Source organism: Methylotuvimicrobium buryatense, assembly GCF_005931095.1.
Lineage (GTDB): Bacteria > Pseudomonadota > Gammaproteobacteria > Methylococcales > Methylomonadaceae > Methylotuvimicrobium > Methylotuvimicrobium buryatense.
In genome coordinates this window covers 4,084,485-4,102,877 of the sequence record NZ_CP035467.1, presented here as the reverse complement: position 1 = coordinate 4,102,877, position 18,393 = coordinate 4,084,485, and the positions used below count along the sequence as shown (strand labels likewise).

The 18,393-nt window shown below is 49.1% G+C and carries 12 protein-coding genes; 5 read left to right on the top strand and 7 right to left on the bottom strand.

Annotation, left to right across the window (positions count from 1 at the left end; translation table 11 throughout):
• Nucleotides 1-42 precede the first annotated feature (42 nt).
• Nucleotides 43-963 carry an Rpn family recombination-promoting nuclease/putative transposase gene (locus tag EQU24_RS18380; protein ID WP_138767216.1) on the top strand — a complete coding sequence of 307 codons (921 nt, stop codon included), beginning with the start codon at nucleotides 43-45 and terminating at the stop codon, nucleotides 961-963.
• Nucleotides 964-1,124: 161 nt separating this feature from the next.
• Here EQU24_RS18380 and EQU24_RS18375 read toward each other — a convergent pair whose 3' ends face one another.
• From EQU24_RS18375 to EQU24_RS18360, 4 genes are all read right to left on the bottom strand, one after another.
• Nucleotides 1,125-1,496, bottom strand: a complete 372-nt coding sequence (locus EQU24_RS18375; RefSeq protein WP_017842159.1) for a hypothetical protein — start codon at nucleotides 1,494-1,496, stop codon at nucleotides 1,125-1,127.
• A 356-nt stretch (nucleotides 1,497-1,852) separates the two neighbouring features.
• Nucleotides 1,853-2,182 carry a hypothetical protein gene (locus EQU24_RS18370; RefSeq protein WP_017842160.1) on the bottom strand — a complete coding sequence of 110 codons (330 nt, stop codon included), beginning with the start codon at nucleotides 2,180-2,182 and terminating at the stop codon, nucleotides 1,853-1,855.
• A gap of 160 nt (nucleotides 2,183-2,342) precedes the next feature.
• The gene (locus EQU24_RS18365; protein WP_138767215.1) at nucleotides 2,343-4,454 is read right to left on the bottom strand and encodes a coiled-coil domain-containing protein; all 2,112 of its coding nucleotides are present in this window, start codon (nucleotides 4,452-4,454) and stop codon (nucleotides 2,343-2,345) included.
• Between the two features lie 12 nt (nucleotides 4,455-4,466).
• Entirely contained in the window at nucleotides 4,467-6,842 is a 2,376-nt protein-coding gene (locus EQU24_RS18360; RefSeq protein ID WP_017842162.1) for a coiled-coil domain-containing protein, read from the bottom strand.
• An 829-nt stretch (nucleotides 6,843-7,671) separates the two neighbouring features.
• Between EQU24_RS18360 and EQU24_RS18355 the strand changes: the two genes are divergently transcribed.
• From EQU24_RS18355 to EQU24_RS18340, 4 genes are all read left to right on the top strand, one after another.
• On the top strand, nucleotides 7,672-8,487 hold the full coding sequence (locus EQU24_RS18355; protein ID WP_017842163.1) for a calcium-binding protein: 816 nt from the start codon (nucleotides 7,672-7,674) through the stop codon (nucleotides 8,485-8,487).
• A gap of 355 nt (nucleotides 8,488-8,842) precedes the next feature.
• Nucleotides 8,843-11,482 (top strand): glycosyltransferase family 2 protein, encoded by a 2,640-nt coding sequence (locus EQU24_RS18350; RefSeq protein ID WP_083877794.1) that lies wholly within the window; start codon nucleotides 8,843-8,845, stop codon nucleotides 11,480-11,482.
• Entirely contained in the window at nucleotides 11,479-13,791 is a 2,313-nt protein-coding gene (locus tag EQU24_RS18345) for a glycosyltransferase family 2 protein (protein WP_017842164.1), read from the top strand. The genes EQU24_RS18350 and EQU24_RS18345 overlap by 4 nt, the downstream gene beginning before the upstream one ends.
• Nucleotides 13,792-13,837: 46 nt before the next feature.
• Complete coding sequence (locus EQU24_RS18340; RefSeq protein WP_026130332.1) at nucleotides 13,838-15,073, top strand: glycosyltransferase; 1,236 nt, start codon at nucleotides 13,838-13,840, stop codon at nucleotides 15,071-15,073.
• A gap of 330 nt (nucleotides 15,074-15,403) precedes the next feature.
• On the opposite strand, the gene EQU24_RS18335 is transcribed toward EQU24_RS18340, so the two are convergent.
• The 3 genes from EQU24_RS18335 to EQU24_RS18325 are packed head-to-tail and all read right to left on the bottom strand — an operon-like array spanning nucleotide 15,404 to nucleotide 18,336.
• On the bottom strand, nucleotides 15,404-16,420 hold the full coding sequence (locus tag EQU24_RS18335) for a vWA domain-containing protein (protein ID WP_017842166.1): 1,017 nt from the start codon (nucleotides 16,418-16,420) through the stop codon (nucleotides 15,404-15,406).
• Nucleotides 16,411-17,490: a hypothetical protein gene (locus EQU24_RS18330; RefSeq protein WP_138767214.1), complete on the bottom strand. Its 1,080-nt coding sequence runs from the start codon at nucleotides 17,488-17,490 to the stop codon at nucleotides 16,411-16,413. The genes EQU24_RS18335 and EQU24_RS18330 overlap by 10 nt, the downstream gene beginning before the upstream one ends.
• Before the next feature lie 12 nt (nucleotides 17,491-17,502).
• Nucleotides 17,503-18,336 (bottom strand): DUF58 domain-containing protein, encoded by an 834-nt coding sequence (locus tag EQU24_RS18325; RefSeq protein ID WP_017842168.1) that lies wholly within the window; start codon nucleotides 18,334-18,336, stop codon nucleotides 17,503-17,505.
• Nucleotides 18,337-18,393: the final 57 nt, after the last annotated feature.

The following is an 18,393-nucleotide window of genomic DNA, read 5'->3' as shown; positions in this document are numbered from 1 at the left end:
TGCTAAACTTGGCCTCATGTTGTATTGTCTTTGTCCTAACTCATGAAAGAAAAGTACATCAATCTATTCACCGATTTTGGCTTTAAAAAAGCCTTTGGCGAAGAGGCAAGTAAAGAGCATTTGATCAGCTTTCTGAATACCTTACTGCCGGAACACCACCAAATTCACGAATTACAATTCTGTAATAACGAATATCAAGGCGCGACGGCGCTGGACCGCAAAGCCATCTTTGACCTGAATTGCGTCAGCGCGACCGGTGAATATTTTATTGTCGAGCTGCAAAAAGCCAAACAGAACTTCTTCAAAGACCGCAGCGTCTTTTATGCCACCTTCCCGATTCAACAGCAAGCCCAACGTGGCGACTGGGATTTTAGACTATCGGCTGTCTACACCATCGGCATCCTGGACTTTGTGTTTGATGATGAGGACAATGCCCAGCGCGATGAAGTCATCCATCGGGTGCAATTGAAAAACCAGCATCATCAGGTGTTTTACGACAAGCTGACCTTTATCTACTTGACCTTGCCCAACTTCAGGAAAACGGAAGACCAACTCGACACCCTGCAAGACAAATGGTTCTTTTTGTTCCGCCATTTGCATGAACTGGATGAAATCCCGCCGCGTTTGCGTGAAAAAGTCTTTTTGAGCTTGTTTGAAAAAGCCAGCATTGCACGCTTTCAACCCGAAGAGCGCCAGGCGTATGAGTCCAGCCTAAAATATTATCGCGATTTAAAAAATGTGATTGATACCGCACGAGAAGAGGGGCGAGAAGAAGGGAGAGAAGAAGGTGAGCACATCGGTTATCAAAGAGCCCGAGCTGAAACTATCCTGAAAATGCTAAATCATGGGATGCCGGAAGCGGAGGTAGCAAAATTGATGGACTTAACGTTACAGGATGTTCAAACAATTAAAAAGAGTGCTGTACTTCCTGACTGTACCGGCAATGACGCGGATCGTCGTTGAGCCTACCAGGGATCACTTTTGACTAGCTTTATTGTCCGGCTTCATAATCACCTTTAACAGAAATAACTGGAGTCAAATAACTGGGGGCATAAAATAACAAATTATTTAGGTAACAAAGGACACCCCCTAATGCCACTAAGTTAATCAGGCATTAAAACTGCTTAAACATTAGCGCATCTCATAATTTGATCTCCCTTGCGTTTTGCTAATAGCTGTTCTTTAACCTGAGCGCGCGGCGCGGATAAATAAGGAAACGGGTTTGTCGGTCGTCGTTTCACCGCTCTCGGCTCAATTCTCGCTTCACGTTCGCCGATCGTTTTGGATGCCACGATCTCCAAGACGTTGTTAATCCAATTCAATAGGGTTTCACCAGTCGTTTGCGCGAGACTCGAAGCGAATTCTTTGTAGCTTCCCAAGGCTTCTGTAAAACTAATTCGGCATGGCCAAACATGATGGCGTATGCCGGCTTGCAGCATGAGCAAGCGAATCAGATTGTAAGCCAGCAGACATACGGTGAGCTCTTTTCGTGCCATGGCCGGTGTCTTACAGCGTATTGCCAGCGGTGCCGATACAATTTCCGTAGTGCGTTTTTCCGATAGTGCTTGGCATCCACTAATGTGGTCATGTAGGTTCCTGATTAGCAAGTTTCTTCAGCTAAAGCCCAAAGATCAGCATATCCCTAGCAGGACGGGGTTCGCAAGCCATGCGCGTCAAGCTAAAAACGGCCAACCCACATCACGCTCTTTCCCAAGCTCCAGCTTGGGAAAGACACCCCGGAAGCTCCCCCTTCGACATGCTCAGGGCAAGAGCTTCCTGAGACCGACACAACCTCCGCACATTCTCAATCAACCCCGACTCGCTCGATCAATCTTTCTTGGTTTTCGGGAAGCTAGAGCTTCCTGAACAGGTTACCCAAGCTGGAGCTTGGGTAACAGCATAAATTATCGTAATACTGGTCCATTAGACAGATATCATGGGGCTGTACTGTCGTTGCCATCAGGCGTCTGAGTAAAGCCGTCTCACCCGTTCCTTTGCCGCAGTAGGGTGCAACTTCCGCGCCCAATAAACCGCCGTGATTGAGCGAGGCCACGATTTCAAGACGCAGAATCGGGAAGCCCAAGCCGGCCTCTACGGTCGCCATGAGTGTTTTAAGCCGGGTTCGATGAAGCTCAGGAAGCGCTCGCTTGATCAGATTATGGAGTAAACTTATGGTCGACATAGGAGCCTCTCCGGGGCGAATCTGAAAGATTACTAATTTCAGAAATTAGACCCGAAAAACCAATTTATTTATCAATTTTTAGCTATAAAAAATTGTTTTATATGGTTGTTTTGTGGGGATACCTCGGTATCTGACTCTAGTTTGACCCTAGTTAAATTTCCTAAATTTGCGGGTCGCGCAATAAGACGTCTTTGATCAATTCGATTTGAGCTTCGGCCTTTAGCATTTCATTGTCTACTAATTGCTGGCGTTGCCGGTGTTCTTGTATTTCCGTTTCCAGTTTGGCCATACGCTGTTCTTTCTCTTTTTGAACTTGTTCGCTTTGTTTTAGGCGCTGTTGATTTTCGGAAAGCGTTTTTTCTAGGGTCGTTATTTTTTCGTTGAGTTCGTCTAGCCTTTTGCTTGATGCTGCTTTTTCTTGCTGTAACCGCTCGTTTTGTTTAGTCAGTTCGGTTTTTTCTTGAGTTAGCGCTTGCAGTTGCTTTTGTAGGGCTTGGGTATGTTGGCCTTGCTCGTCCCGTTGCAGGGTTAGCTGCTCGATGTGCTGCTGGCGCTCGGCGGCGGTTTTGGCCTGGTTGTCGCGTTCGGTTTTGAGTTGTGCGATTTGGTTTTGTAGCGTTTGGGTATGTTGACCTTGCTCGTCCCGTTGCAGGGTTAGCTTCTCGATGTGCTGCTGGCGCTCGGCAGCAGTTTTGGCCTGGCTGTCGCGTTCGGTTTTGAGTTGTGCGATTTGGTTTTCCAGCGCTTGGGTATGTTGGCCTTGCTCGTCCCGTTGCAGGGTTAGTTGCTCGATGTGCTGCTGGCGCTCGGCAGCGGTTTTGGCCTGGTTGTCGCGTTCGGTTTTGAGTTGTGCGATTTGGTTTTCCAGCGCTTGGGTATGTTGGCCTTGCTCGTCCCGTTGCAGGGTTAGTTGCTCGATGTGCTGCTGGCGCTCGGCAGCAGTTTTGGCCTGGTTGTCGCGTTCGGTTTTGAGTTGTTCAATTTGCTTTTGTAGCGCTTGGGTATGTTGGCCTTGCTCGTCCCGTTGCAGGGTTAGTTGCTCGATGTGCTGCTGGCGCTCGGCTGCGGTTTTGGCTTGGTTGTCGCGTTCGGTTTTGAGTTGTGCGATTTGGTTTTCCAGCGCTTGGGTATGTTGACCTTGCTCGTCCCGTTGCAGGGTTAGTTGCTCGATGAGCTGCTGGCGCTCGGCTGCGGTTTTGGCTTGGTTGTCGCGTTCGGTTTTGAGTTGTGCGATTTGGTTTTCCAGCGCTTGGGTATGTTGACCTTGCTCGTCCCGTTGCAGGGTTAGTTGCTCGATGAGCTGCTGGCGCTCGGCTGCGGTTTTGGCTTGGTTGTCGCGTTCGGTTTTGAGTTGTGCGATTTGGTTTTCCAGTGCTTGGGTATGTTGACCTTGCTCGTCCCGTTGCAGGGTTAGTTGCTCGATGAGCTGCTGGCGCTCGGCTGCGGTTTTGGCTTGGCTGTCGCGTTCGGTTTCGAGTCGTTGGATTGTGGCAAGGCGATCCTGTATGAGCCGGGTTTGTTCATCTGACTTTTTGTTTAACTGTGTGTAGTCGTTCGAGAGTGTGGCAAGTTCGCTACGTAGTACGGAAATATTTCGTGTAAAAACAGCATGCCCTACGGCAGGGTGGTTGCTTTCGATAACAGCTGATTGACGGTAGTTCAGCGGGGCTAAAAAATCGGTAATAGCCTGAATATCCATGTCAGCCTTGGCGTTATTAGGCGCTTCTTTGACGATGCGTACGCAGATAACATCGGTATGATTCAATGATTCGGTTGCACCTTGTATGATTTCCAGGGCTGGAAAGCAGTCGATGATGAGCCAGCGGTTTTGTGCTTGTGTCAGAGATTGATAGGCTGGCGCTTTCAATAGCTCATCGAGTCTTTGTATAGTGCGTGTGTTCTGTCCGGTTTGGCGCAGATTCGGCCAAAGCGGCGTCAACCGGTCGGGGGCAATCAGCCCGTCTTCGTCCGGGTTTGTCGCTTGGAAAAAGAGGGCTTCACCTTCACGGCTTCCGATAACCGTATTTACTACATGCCAAGCCGGATTCGATTCGCAGGCTTTTTGTGCCCAAGTGAGTCGGGTCTCGTCGGCTTCGATGATCAATGCGTCGGGTAGGTTCCATTGTCGCCAGAAATGCATGTTGCCTTGGCCGGTTCCGGCTCCTATATGAATGACTGCTTGCGGCTCTAGCAGGGTCCTGATAAGGCTAAAAATAGTATCGGTCAGTGCTGTGTCGGCGAATGATCGGTTGTTATCTGGAAATGTATTCATGTTTCAAATAGGTTATTTATTAGTTCGGGGTGATCTTGCTTGAGCTTTTGTTTGTGATTGTCGCTTAGGCGTCGGCTCCGTCGTCCCGGTTTGTTGAACGGTTAAAGGGCTTTCAATGGACAGTGCGGCTACAGGTGTCGCTTGCTGTTTTATTATTGGAAGCATGGCCTTGATCATAGCAAGCCAATCGTCCCAAGAACGGGAAATTTGCGCTTGATTGGTGCGTAGGGTGAGCAAGATCGTCGGCAAAAGATTGATCAGCGCCAATATGAAGGATTGGTCGGACGGGCCAAGCTGATTCCAAACATTAATATCTAAGGCCTGGGGCGGGGCAAAGCGAAGTTCTAATTTGGGACCGAAGTCGTCGTAAGATTCGGCGAACCAGGTTTGCAACGGGTTCGGCCCCGTGCTTTCCGGGAATTCTAGTTTCGGATGTTCGCCAAAATGATCCGGACGGGCAATGGCACAGGAAAGACGAAATTGAAATTCGGGGTATTGGCGATCGTTAAATGAAAGGTTGTTGATATCGAACCAAAGATGTTCGTAATCCGGGTTGACTTGTTCTCGTTTGATCGTGATGTTGTCGAAACGCAATCGCGAGCGTATTTGGTCAAAGAGATCTTGTAGACGTTTTAGGCTAGAGCAGAGAGTTTTAGCTAGGGCTTTGTCGATTGGAGTGATATCGAGGTGGTTTGTTAGGTGTTCGGTAAGCACTGATGGTAGAAGGCGTATAACGTTCCAATCGCTTGCGGCAAGCTCCCTTAAGATGGCTGTCCGAATGGCCGCGTTGCTATTGTCGCCGACTGGAATCACGGTGATTTGGTCATTTTGTTCCGCGCTGGCGGGCCAGCGTGTTAGATTGCTAGAATTATCGGGTTGGCGTTTGAAGTTGAATCCGGCGACGCCTGCTTCGATGAGGGTTTCGAATTCGAGTCGATCGAAATACCTTCCTGCCACATTGAGCCGGGTAAAGCGCCAGGCGACGGTATCTTGATTGGTTATCGAGCATTCAAGCGTCTCGTAATCGCAATAGTCCGGATGTCGCTGTAGTATGCGTTGCCAACGTTTATCATGGGTTTGTAGCTGGTTTTGCGCTTCTTGGTGTTGCAGAAAGTAATGCTCGAGTTCTTCCTGAACCTGGTGTAGTTGTAGCAGTAGCAGTTCGTTTTCTTGAGCTTGGGATTGCAATTGGTCTTTTAGGTTTTGCAATTCGCTTTGAGCGGCTTTGGATTGAGCGGCGAGTTTGTCGCGTTCCGACGCATAGGATTTTGACAAGGCTTCAAGTTGGCTTTTTTCATTGAGCAGCGATTGATGCGCTTGGTTGAGTTTTTGTAATTCTTTGGCTTGTTGATCAAAAGCAGTGGTTTGTTCTTTTGATTTTATGAAGAGGCTTTCCAGTTCTTCCTGAACTTGATGCAGTTGCAGGAGTAGCAGTTCGTTTTCTTGTGTTTGGTTGTCGAGTTGGGTTTTAAACTCCTGAGCTTGGGATTGCAATTGATCTTTTGCGCTTTGCAATTCGCTTTCAAGTGCTTCATTCTGGATCTCGAGTTTATCGCGATCTTGAGTCAGCGCTTGATTGGCCTCATTGAGGGTGTGTAATTGATCGCTTTGTTTTAGGGCTAAAGCTGCCTTTTCTTGCAGGCTCTGTAGCGCACCGATAGCTATATCGATCGATACGGTCATCGATTTGGTTGTAGGCCCCAGATGAATTATGCTGGCGGCGATCTCATGGCTGAGACTATTGATCTGTGGTTGGTCGTTATAGATTTGTTGGCCGATGAATAAGGCAACTTCGTTGGTATCGGGTTTTTTGAATGCGTCGTTTTCCAGCGGCGCACATTGAAGATGCCAGCGTTCATTGCCGGCATCGATTAAATGGCTGGGCATGCTGAGTCCTTCGTCTGCCATGATCAAAATACTTCGATCCGGGTGGCGGAGGTGAAAGCGTAACAATGTTTGATGTATGGTTTTCCAGCTTTGTAGAACGGCATCTGCCGAGATGTCCGAGGGTGAATTTCGTACTGCTTCAGCAAGCATTTGCTCGGGAGATGTGCAGGCCAGAACAAAACGAATATTGGGGTCAAAGTGAGTCCAATAATCTAATAGCCATGTGCTATTCGTATCGGCCCAACCCCATAATGGGCTGTTTAAATTGGCGATGAAAATTTCACTGGCGAGTTGTTCCCACAAACGGCCGGGCTCTTGACTATGCTGCTGGGTTCCAGTATTTACCGGTATGTTGGTAAGGACGTGATCGTGCCAATCATGGATGTTGAATATGGGGTCCTTATTAGTGTCTTGAGCGGGCGACATTCCCGCTTGTTCAAAAATAGAAGCGATTAAATCGATTTGTGACGGAATAGCGCCGGTAATACAGAGTGTTTTCATGTGTTAAAGCGTAGGTTTGATGTTATATAGGATGTTATATAGTTAGGGTAAAATTTACGGTATTTGGATTTTGCACTCTTAGCGTTTATGTGCAATCTAAAGCGTCGAGGAAAATAGTTGGGCAAATGTTTTTTTTGTAAGCGGTTTGCCTACGAATTACTATTAAATCGTAAGAACTTGTTACCAAGGATTAAGGCTGAGTTTGCGTCGCGCAGGCAGGGACTGCCGTGTTCCAGATGCCATGGGCTTTCGCGTTCTTGCTGCCTGGGTTCCGGCAATCCCTGCTGGGATGAGGTTCTCAACATTTTTCAAGGTCTAGTGTTAACATAGCATAAATTTAAGGTATTTTTGTCAACATTAAATTAACATGCGTTTATACTACTATTCAGAAAGGGCCGAATGCCTGAGCGTTTCAGCTTGAGAAAGGTCTCTTTACTACGATCATTTCAGTGTAAATTCAAACTGGGCGGGCAACAAAGACTACAATAATTAACTAAGGAATATGCACAAAGTAACTTATACAAGTAGTAGGCTTTGTGGCGGTTTGGTGACTCGCTTGACAGGACGCCGTGAATACGTCCATGTAGGCTTGACGGCGGCTATCCCTGCCGCCGACACCTGTCAATCGAGCCACCAAACCCCCTCCAACAGTTGTCTAAGTTATTTCATGCTCGTTCCTAACTTGGCGTGGTTTCTGCTTGTCTAAGATTTATAAGATTTCCGTTTATTTTATAATTCTTCCAAGGGAGGTGTGGAAATCATTTCAAAAAGAGTCTTTTTTTGTTAATCTTTAACCATTATTTTTTAGTGCATACAGAGGGGTAATAAAATGTCGAATTATGACATGCCGGGACAAGCGATAAATCAGCTTGTCGAAGACGGTAAATTTGAAGAGAGTTTTAGAGACGATTTGTTTCAAGAGTTGACAAAGGTCAGGGACATATCAAGTCAGTTTTTTGATGAGATACCGGCTGCATTTGAAATTACCAGAGGGACAAACTTGCTCTTTGTCGAAGGCGGCGGAGAACTGGATTTAAGTGGCATTGATAGACCAACCGCTAGACAGTTGAATGCAATATTTTTCTCAACCGACGATGATGTCGATCTTACATTGCCTAATCAGTTTAGAGGTACTGTTGTATTGGGCGATGGCAATAATAGTTTGGAAGCTAATAATGCCGTAATCGTTTACTCGGGCGCTGGAAATGATACTATCAACACCGGTCGCGGAAACGATTTGGTTGTTACCGGCGAAGGGGATGATTTCGTCGATACTGGAAATGGCCGCGATACGATCGTCGTCGGATCCGGTAACGATACTATTAATGCCGGCAATGGCAGAGATTTGATTATCGTTGAAAAAGGCGAAGATACCGATAACACTATTGTAATTGATGGGGGCAGAGGTAGAGATACGCTAGACCTGAGTGATGTGGTCATCACAAGCATTTCGGTCACCGGAACAAACGCTAGAGGAAGACCAACCAGTGTTCAAATCGAATTGGAGCATGGCACCACGCTGGATGTTACTAATGTTGAAAGGTTTATTTATGACGTTAATGGGGATGGTTTAATTTCTAGAGACGAAACATTAACCTTGATTGGTTTGTTGGATATAGATTTCGACGCCGGACCTTTGGGTTAAAGCTTAGGTGTCTTAGTCGCAAGCAACTAAAGGGCGCCGATTATTGGCGCCTTTTTTTTGCGGCAACTAATCTCTTTTGATCGAAAAACCGTCTACGAATAAAAGGTGTGTGATGTGTCTATCGAGGACTGCCGTGACCCCCGCCACCTAAATTATCTTAGATAGTTAAACATAGTCTGTGGATTTTGGAATTTAGGTGCGGGGCGAATGCCGATTTTTCATGAAGAAAAATCGGCTCTGCTGCCGACATCCTCGCTAGCCACGCCTATTTTTTGAGTATAAAGGGAGTCGTACAGTATCCCATTTTTTCTTTGACGAATTATCGTCGTTAGCAAGCGCATGAATTATTTTCGGTATGAAAAGGCATAAGAGATTAACGGTTGGCCGATCATTCCATTATTCGTTGAACGGAGCGGAAAAAGACTATGCCTTGTTAATGAAAAAAGCCTTGTCGCTTATGGGCCAGGAACGGCCTTTCGAAGCGTGGCGCTTATTGGATAGAATCGAAAGATTGAATCCTCAGGTGATGGTCGAGTTCTCTTTGCTGCGCTCCAAGGCCCTGGTGGATTGTGGCCATGGCTCATTGGCACTGGAAGCGGCGGGCAAGGCCTTGCAAAAAGACCCCGGCAGGCAGGAAAGTCTCCATTATTTACTGCGTTTACATGCTATGTTATTACCCGACTATGCAGAGCAGGCCGCGCGTTTGTCGTGGGATGTACTTGGCCGGAATCAGGATGGACAAGCCGTTATAATGGCATTGCGCATTCTTAAACAGTTACAAATTCAACCCATCGGGCTTTGCCACTACAATGGTCGAGCCGTTACCGGCTGGTTGTTGGATGCCCCTTCATTGCCGGCCTTGACCGTTACGATAGACGGTACGGACTATACTCTGAAACCCTTTTCAGGGACTCCACTCCTAAGGCAGCATGGCTTAGGTTCGGGACAGGACGGTTTTTCGTTGAAAATGTCGCCAGGGCAATTTCAGTCCATGCGTATTCATCTTAACGGGCTCGATTTGGTCGGCTCGCCTATCCGGTTCAAGCCTGTAGCTGTCTTGGATAGCGCCCTTTTCGAAACGTCGCCAAGCGAGCTTGCATCGGAGTCGTCCTGTGCGGTGGATATTATCGTACCGGTTTACAAAGGCCTGGAGGAAACCAAGACATGTCTCGATTCGGTCTTGACTGCCGTCAATCAAACTCGGTATCGCCTGATCGTCATTGACGATGCCAGTCCGGATGCTGAGCTGGCGGCGTTTCTGCAAGATTTGCATGCCCACGGCCGGATTACGCTGATTCGTCAAGCCGTGAATACGGGTTTTGTCGGCGCGGTGAATAGAGGATTGAAGCTGAGTACCAAGCGGGACGTCGTTTTATTGAACGCCGACACGCGCGTACTTGGGAATTGGTTGGACCGCTTGCATTCGGCTGCTCACCGCTCGGAAGTCGTCGGCACGGTAACGCCGTTGAGCAATAATGCCGAATTGTTGAGTTTTCCGCGGCCCATGTATAGCGCACCGATGCCAAGCTACGAGGTATTGGCTAGGCTCGACGAGACATGTGCCGGTTTAGGCGACGATATTGAGCTTGAAATTCCAGTTGGCGTTGGTTTTTGTTTGTATATCAAGCAGCAATGTCTTGAGCAGGTAGGGCCATTGGATGAGGCCTTGATCGAGCGAGGTTATGGCGAGGATACCGATTTTTGTTTGCGAGCGGCGGCGCACGGCTGGAAAAATATTTGTACACCGAATGTTTTTGTCGGACATCAGGGGAGCGTATCGTTCGGGGGCGATAAAAACGCGTTGGTCAAGAAAAACATTCCGCGAATTCATGCCCGCTACCCTGAGCATGAGCAGGACTATTCGGCATTTCTGGAGACGGCTCCATTAGCTTCGATCTATGACCGTCTGCAGCGGGCGGTTTTGCCGCTTTATACCCGAAAACGAAGCCGCTTAGTTCTCTTGCCGCCCGTACTTGAGGATCCGGCGACCGTGGACGCGATTCGTGCCGCATATAAACATTTCGAACATGCCGTTTATTTTTTGGCTATCAGTCCAAGCGAAGTGCTGAGTCATCTGATCAGTTTGACCAGTTCCAACTCCGATGAGTCGATACAATTGGAATACCGTTGGCCTGAGGATGAGGCAATCTTGTTACAGGATTTGCAAGCGGCTGCTTTTTATGACATCGAAATTCATGCCATTGCCGGGTGGCCGGAAGCCTTGCTTCAAGGCGTCGCGGGGCTTGAAATTCCCTACGAGCTCATAGTGCATGATTATGGCGCTTTTTGTTTGCAGACCAAGTTATTAGGTGATAGTTGTTTTCGTTCGGACTGCGCCGAATGCAGCGATGCCTGCCTAAAGGCTTCGCCTTTTTATCGCTCCGTTAATGCATTACGTACTTGTTCCGAACGCTTGATGGCCGGTGCTACGGTGGTTAAATTGGCTTCGTCGGACGCTATGCGACGTTATTTACATTATTTTCCGAACATTCGATTTCAGATCGATCAGCCTGCCGGCACCCCGTTTCCGGGCGGAACCGGCTTGAGGTTTTCAGGCGAGTGTTTGCGTATCGCGGTTTTTTTCGCGGCTTTGCCGGACCAGGGCTTTTTCAAAATACTCGAACTGGCGAGGCTGTTGGCGGCCAAGCGGATGAATATGGAGCTGATCGTGTTCGGTTCGACGTGGGATGATCATGCCTTGTTTGCCAGCGGAAAAGCGTGGCTGACGGGGCCGGTTACCTGGCATGACATACCCGATATGGTCGCCTTGCAGCGCTGCAGCTTGGCTTTGCATGCGGCGGTGTGGCCGGAAATCGACGGGCATGCCTGGCGCTTGGCGCGAATGTCGGGATTACCCCTGGCTGCACCAGAATGGGGTGTTTATACCGATTTGCTTGATCCCGATTGGGGCGATATCGGCTTGGCGCCTGACGTAAGCCCTGAAGAGTGGCTGTCGCCCCTTAGCAATGCTTATGGCCTTACGAAGTTGACATGAAAAAAGACAATAACCGTTTTAAAGGCAAACTGTTTGGTTTTTACGAAGGGCTGCTGCATGGCTGGGTTTATGACTCCCGGGATTTGACTGAACGCATCGTCGTGGAAATTTATGCCGACGATTATCCGCTCGGCATTGTGCGCGCGGAAACCTGGGTTCCTGATTTGGCCGAACAAGGAATCGGCGATGCATGCTATGGGTTTTGGTTGCGTATCTCCCTGGCCAAGCGCGTACACATACAAAATATTCGCGCGCGAGTCGCGAATACCGATTATTGGCTAAGTGGGCTTGTCGATCAAGCCCGCGAAATGACGACACTTCGACCGCCGCTTCTGGGTTATGTGGTCAATTCCGGCGGGCTGAGGGTGCAGGGTTGGGCCTGGGATCCTGTGTTTCCGAAGCATGCGGTAGGGTTACGTTTTTATGAAGACGATCGTTTGTTGTGCGAAATTATCGCGAATCAATTGATTATCGACCCGGCGGAAGCGGAATTGGGAGAGGGTAAGCACGGCTTCAATTTCAATTTGCCTGGCGAACTTGCAGACGGCCGTGTGCACCGGATACGCGTAGTCGATGAGCATAACCGCCCCTTACAGGGCGGTCCGTTGGTCGTGGCGGCTTTCCCTTCCGGTTTTAGCAGCGAAATGAAGCGTTTGAATTTGGCGGAGCCTGAAAAAAACTTTATTGAGACATTGGCTAAACGCTGCGAGCAATTGTTGCCCGACTCGCTTGATTTCGAGCTTTATCGAGAGTGGTTTGCCCGTTTCGGCAAGCCGAATTCCGATGCTTCCAGTCCATTCGCATTTTTGGTCGTGGTGTTCGGCGTGGGGGATATTGGATCGACGGTCGAGAGCTTGTTGGGGCAAAGCCACGGCGCCTTGCAGATCATCGTAAAAGGCAGTTTTGAATATTGTGACGACAGAGTTGAAATTTTAACCGACCGGGATTGGCCGTGCCTGTTTCCCGAGCGATTGCGCCGGCATCAGGGCTTAGTCTGCTATGTCGAGGCCGGCGATACTCTGGCGCCCGAAGCTTTATCCTTGGTCGGCGGCGTGTTCGCCGATCCTGATGTGCAGCTTGCGTACAGCGATTGCGATTATCGACAAGGCGACGAGACTTGTTTGCCCTGGTTTAAACCCGATTGGGATTTGGATCTTTTTTTGGCAAGCGATCCGTTGCAGCATTTATTGGTCGTACGTGCACAGTTGTTACCCGCCGAATCGCCCTGGAGCCTGGAACCGAAAGCCTGGTCTTGGCTCGCGGTCAATGCCGTTGGCGATAACGGCGAAGCGATACGGCATATTGCCGATGTGCTGTATCATCGGCATCGGCAGCATTGTTTAGCGGAGTATGATCAGACGATCGCTGCGGAATTTTTGCCTCTGATTGCGCCTGATGCAGAAGGCGTTACAGCGGCATCGGATTACCCTTCTGTGCGAACGATTCAATGGTCGGCACCCAACGCTTGGCCGAAAGTGAGCTTGATTATCCCGACTCGGGATCAACAAGACCTGCTCGAACGCTGTATCGATAGTCTGCTGAAAACCGATTATCCCGATCTTGAAATCATCGTGGTCGATAATGATTCGCAGCAACCCGCCATCCATCGATATTTTAAAAAACTTACCCGTCAGGGTATTCGCATTTTGCCTTATCCACATCGCTTCAATTATTCGGCGATCAACAATTGGGCGGTCGAGCAAGCGCAAGGAGACGTTATCGGTTTGATCAACAATGATGTCGAAGCGATCGAGCCGGATTGGCTGAGTTCGATGGTCAGGCAATTGCTCAGGCCGAATATCGGTGCAGTTGGGGCAAAGTTATTGTGGCCGAACGGCATGGTGCAGCATGGAGGCGTTTTATTGGGGCTGCACGGTTTGATTGGGCATGTGGGCAATCACTGGGAGCAGCACGATAGCGGTTATTTTGGCTATAATCAATTGGTCAGGCGAGCGAGTGCGGTGACGGCCGCTTGCCTGATCTGCTTCAAACGCGATTATCAACTTTTGGGGGGCTTGAACGAACAAGCTTTTCCGGTGGCCTTTAACGATGTGGATTTTTGTTTGCGTTTACGTAAATCCGGTAAGCATATCGTATGGACGCCGGAGGCGACATTGTGGCACAAGGAATCGGCTAGCCGCGGTAGAGACGCCATTCCGGAAAAGCAGGCGCGCTTTGAAAAGGAGAAACGAAATTTGAAAGAGCGTTGGGGGCATCTTTTATTCGAAGATCCTTTTTATAACCCTAATCTGAATCTCGATCACTATTCCCATAAGGGTCTTGCCTTTCCGCCTCGGCATAAAGTTTGAACTCACGCATTTGGGGCTATCAATCATCACCTTTTAAATGGCATTTATGAATATTTTATTTCTTCATCAAAATTTTCCGGCTCAGTTCAGTCATGTCGCGACGCGTTTGGCGCAAAATCCCAATAATAAAGTGGTCGCCATCAAGCAATCGCCCAGTATCGAGATGGACGGTATCGGCGTGGTCGCTTATCAATTGAAGCGAGGAACATCACCCGATATTCATCCATTGATGCAAGATTTCGAGCCGAAAATCTTACGCGCCGAAGCCGTCGCCAAAACGGCTAACTTCTTAAAGGCAAAAGAATTTAATCCTGATGTGGTGGTGGCTCATCCCGGTTGGGGCGAAACTTTGCTGTTGAAGGATATTTGGCCAGATGCCAAATATCTGGGCTATTTTGAATATTTTTATTCGGCGACCGGACAGGACTTCGATTTCGATCCTGAGTTTTCGCAAATCGATGGTAACGAGGTAGCTAAATTACGATTGAAAAACACCATTAATCTGCATGCTTTGAACGATATGGATGAAGGAATAACACCAACAAATTGGCAGCTTAATACCTATCCTGAATGGGCGCGAGATAAGATAAAAGTCATGCATGAAGGTATCGATACCGAATATTTTTGCCCGAACCCGAAACAAACGCTGAGTATTCCCGAAAAAAATCTTATGCTAAGCAGTCAAGATGAGATCATTACCTATGCGGCCCGGTACCTGGAGCCGGTGCGGGGTTTTCACTGTTTTATGAGGGCCTTGCCGGAATTGCTGAAACGCCGGCCTAACGCGCATGTCATGATCATGGGCAACAATCAAGGCGGGTATGGCCCCGAACCTAGCAATCATGACAGCTATGTGGAAATGATGCTGGAAGAATTAAAAGGTTCGCTCGATCCGCAACGCGTGCATATTTTGGGGCGCTTGCCGAAGAACGTCTATCGAAATGTGCTGCAACTATCTTCGGTTCATGTCTATTTGACTTATCCGTTTTTATTATCTTGGTCTATGCTAGAGGCCATGGCGAGCGGCCCGATTATCGTTGCTTCCGATACTGCTCCGGTGCGGGAAATCATCAAGGACAACAAAAACGGATTGCTGTTCGATTTCTTCGATATCCAGGCCATGGTCGACCGTGTCGAGCAGGCATTGACACTGACCACCCGCAAAGCGAATGCGATCAAAAAAGCCTCCAGAAAAACTATTGAAGATGAATATAACTTTGAGACATGCTTGGAAAAGCTGATCGAAAAAATCGAAGCCCTGGCCGGTAGTGTTGAAAAATAAGTATGATCGTTCAGAATGAATCGGCATCCGGAGGTGTTTGCTATGGGTATACAGAAAGGACCGGCATACCAAAAGCGGGGTAACTATTCACATCCACCTATCGTTCCCAGCAATTCCCAATTTGGAGATCAAAAAGGGTGTGGGGTATGCTTGGCGAGGATGTCGGCAGCAGGGCAGATTTTTGCTCCTGCAAAATCGACCTGGCACCTCGGCGCCTCCTTAAGTCCTGCCGAAATTTGAAGTGTGACACTTATAGTTATAAAGCGGGCGTAAAATATATTCGAGTGCGAAAGTTATAAAGGGATTAATACTCTCGGGACTACGAATTCATCATTCTCGTCCGCTCCATTTCTTTGATTCCGATAAATCCTGTTCGGACTTTAGCTCGAAATAGCGGGCAAACAGCAAGATCAAAATACCGCTGATTGCCAGTAGATAACAATACTCTGCAAGGCTCTGCCGCGCTATTTTTTCGGTGTATTGAATCGGCTTGTTTTCGAGGCGACCGATTTCGTCGATGACGTTTTGAAGTGCTTCCGGGTTTTGGGCTTCGAAGGCCTTGTACGGAATGCCGATGCTTTGGAAAAACTGATGCAGAAAATATTCCGGCGAGGTGGTTTCGTTTGCATTGGTTGGCTTGCTATCGAGAGCGAGGCTTCTGTCGTCGCGCAGATAAACCCAATACAGCATGACCTTGTATTGATGGAACAACTGGGTCAGCGTGCTTTGCGTTTCGAGATCGATGCGTGCGGCGCCGTCAGATACCAGTAGAATGACGCGCGATCCGGTCAACGGACGTTCCTGAAAATAGTTCAACGCCATCGCGAGACCCGGTGCGATGTTGGTGACGCCTCGGCCGCGCGATCGGGTTGCGTCGATCGCGGCCAGAATCGCGGTTTTGTCTTGGGTCAGCGGCAAGACATGAATGGGCGCTGTGCTGAACGAAATCATGCCGAAAAAATCGTCTTTTCTGCGTTTGATGAAATCGCTGAGTAAATCTCGGGCAATCGCGATCTTGCTTTCTTTTGCCGCGCCGCCGAAATAACGGCCGGCGAAATTTTCGTTCATGCTTGCGCTTCGGTCGAGCAGGATGACGATTTCGGCGCCCTGGCCGAGTCGTTGTACGGTTTGCTCCTTGAGATAGGGGCCTGCCAGCGCGATCAGCAGCAACAGAATGACGCCGGCGCCGATCAACTTCAATAGCGTAAACAACAAAAATGACAAAGGGTCGAACGGCAATACCGACAGGCTTGAGTAACGCAGCGCGGTTAGATGCTTGCCGAAAAACGGCAGTAAGGCCAGTGGTGAAAACAGCAGTACCCAGGGATGACTTAGCGCTAAATCCATCGACCGCTCCTTTCGAGCTTCCGGTATAGCAAGCACAGTTTCTCGATTTGAGCCGGACTTATTGCCGGTAATTCGCTAGCGGCTTCGGCAAAGAAGAGTTGCTGCGAAATGGCGAATAAAGCTTCGGTCTTTTCTCGAAGCGTTAAAAACTTCGGATGACTTTGAAAAAAGTCCGGCAATTGTCCGGCAAAGAGTGTTTCGCCGGCCAGTTCGTTCAAGGCATGATGAAAGCATTGCAGGGCCTGTAAGGTCACGGCCTTCGATTGCGGCAACTTTTTGAGTTTTTTGAGTTCCCGGCAGGCTTTGCCGAATGAGCCGCTGTAACGTTCGAGAAACGGGATTTTGCCGTAAAACCACACGATATAGAGCAATATAATCGAAGATACCCCGAGCAAATAAGTCAAGGCGCGGTGGTGCGAAGTCGCATCGATCAGGCGCGGCGGCACTTCCGGTTCAGGCTCGATGTCGCGGTCGGCTTTGTTTATTGGAATCAGCGGGTGATAACTGAAAGTCCAAGGCGGAAGCGTTGCAGTTTCAGGATTGCCTCGGTGCATGAAGCGAATCGGCAATGGCGGGATCGTCAATTCCTCGGTGGCGCGTACGCTCTTGAAAACCTGATAGGTTATCGCAAGCGAGTAGTCTTTTCCTGATTTGTTTGGTATTGATTCGATACTATCAAGCCTAAGCCATTCGTTGACCGAGCCAGGGGCCGGCAGAAAGCCGGATTCCAGTGTATAGAATAACGGTACCCCGATATGGGCCGTCAGGGTGATTTTGTCGCCAAGGCTGTAGCCGTAATTGCGCGGCGAATCGAGTTCGATTTCAATGTTGGCCGCGTTTGCGGTCATGGCGCCCGATAAATACAGCAATAGCCATAAGTAAAAATGAGCTAAGGAACGAGCATGAAACAATTTAGACAACTGTTGGAAGGGGGTTCGGTGGCTCGATTGGCAGGTGTCGGCGGCAGGGATAGCCGCCGTCAAGCCTACACGGACGTATTCACGGCGTCCTGTCAAGCGAGTCACCGAACCTCCGCAAAGCCTGCTAATTGTAGAAGTTATTTTGTGCATATTCCTAAGTGTTTATTGTTCATAGAAATAATGGGTGAGCTGATCGGCCTGAAAGGTGTCGTCGAGAAAAAACGCTTGGCGGCCGTAGCGCGTAAACAAATGCTTGAGCTGTTCTTGCCGGGTCTCGAATGCCGCGATGATTTTGCGTTTCAGGGCCGGACGCATCAGTAATTGTCGGTCTTTACCGGTTTCCGGATCTTCCAGGCGCACCAGGCCCCATTCCGGCAGATTGCGATACTCTTGGGGATGCCATAATACGACCGGGATCACGTCGTGTTTCAACAGCGAATCGAAAATTTCGGCGGTTTCATGAAACGGAAAATGAAAGTCGGAGACTAGAAAAATCAACGAGCGATGCCGGGGGCAATGCTCGGCGATCGAGAGCAGGCTTCGGCAATGGCTGTCGCCGGGGTCGAATTGCCCGAGCCGGTCTACGAGTTCGGCGGCGCCGCCTTTGTACCAGCGCGGCGGTAGATGAAAGTCCGGCAATAAATCCAGTCCGCAGCCGAAAAAGCCGAAATGATCGCCGCTACGATAGGCTGAATAAGCCGTCAATTCGGTAAATCGTGCCAGGGTTTTCATTTTTCCGTGAAAGCCCATCGAGGCCGATAAGTCCGCAATGATGTTGACCGAAATCAAGCCGCGCTGGCGAAAAGTCCTGACCATGAATTGGCCGAACGGGTCGAGCAGACTGGCGTGAATATCGATATTGTGCGCTTCGGGACGCGCGATAAAGAGCGCATGCCCGTGAAACTCATGTTCGCCGCCGCTGTGTTTGCCGGCATGACGACCAGGGTGCGCGCTCGCGGTGCGCCAAGGCAGTTGATAATGAAATTCTTCGAGCATCGTTGGCTTGTGGTAGTAAGCGGTTAGTAGTGAGCAGTGAGCGGAAAGATAAATAAT

What these genes read in the sequence shown, in the direction of transcription:
- EQU24_RS18350 (WP_083877794.1), top strand. Translation starts at nt 8,843, where the DNA reads ATGAAAAGGCATAAGAGATTAACGGTTGGCCGATCATTCCATTATTCG.
- EQU24_RS18365 (WP_138767215.1), bottom strand. Translation starts at nt 4,454, where the DNA reads ATGAATACATTTCCAGATAACAACCGATCATTCGCCGACACAGCACTG.
- EQU24_RS18360 (WP_017842162.1), bottom strand. Translation starts at nt 6,842, where the DNA reads ATGAAAACACTCTGTATTACCGGCGCTATTCCGTCACAAATCGATTTA.
- EQU24_RS18375 (WP_017842159.1), bottom strand. Translation starts at nt 1,496, where the DNA reads ATGGCACGAAAAGAGCTCACCGTATGTCTGCTGGCTTACAATCTGATT.
- EQU24_RS18345 (WP_017842164.1), top strand. Translation starts at nt 11,479, where the DNA reads ATGAAAAAAGACAATAACCGTTTTAAAGGCAAACTGTTTGGTTTTTAC.
- EQU24_RS18355 (WP_017842163.1), top strand. Translation starts at nt 7,672, where the DNA reads ATGTCGAATTATGACATGCCGGGACAAGCGATAAATCAGCTTGTCGAA.
- EQU24_RS18325 (WP_017842168.1), bottom strand. Translation starts at nt 18,336, where the DNA reads ATGCTCGAAGAATTTCATTATCAACTGCCTTGGCGCACCGCGAGCGCG.
- EQU24_RS18340 (WP_026130332.1), top strand. Translation starts at nt 13,838, where the DNA reads ATGAATATTTTATTTCTTCATCAAAATTTTCCGGCTCAGTTCAGTCAT.
- EQU24_RS18330 (WP_138767214.1), bottom strand. Translation starts at nt 17,490, where the DNA reads ATGCACAAAATAACTTCTACAATTAGCAGGCTTTGCGGAGGTTCGGTG.
- EQU24_RS18335 (WP_017842166.1), bottom strand. Translation starts at nt 16,420, where the DNA reads ATGGATTTAGCGCTAAGTCATCCCTGGGTACTGCTGTTTTCACCACTG.
- EQU24_RS18380 (WP_138767216.1), top strand. Translation starts at nt 43, where the DNA reads ATGAAAGAAAAGTACATCAATCTATTCACCGATTTTGGCTTTAAAAAA.
- EQU24_RS18370 (WP_017842160.1), bottom strand. Translation starts at nt 2,182, where the DNA reads ATGTCGACCATAAGTTTACTCCATAATCTGATCAAGCGAGCGCTTCCT.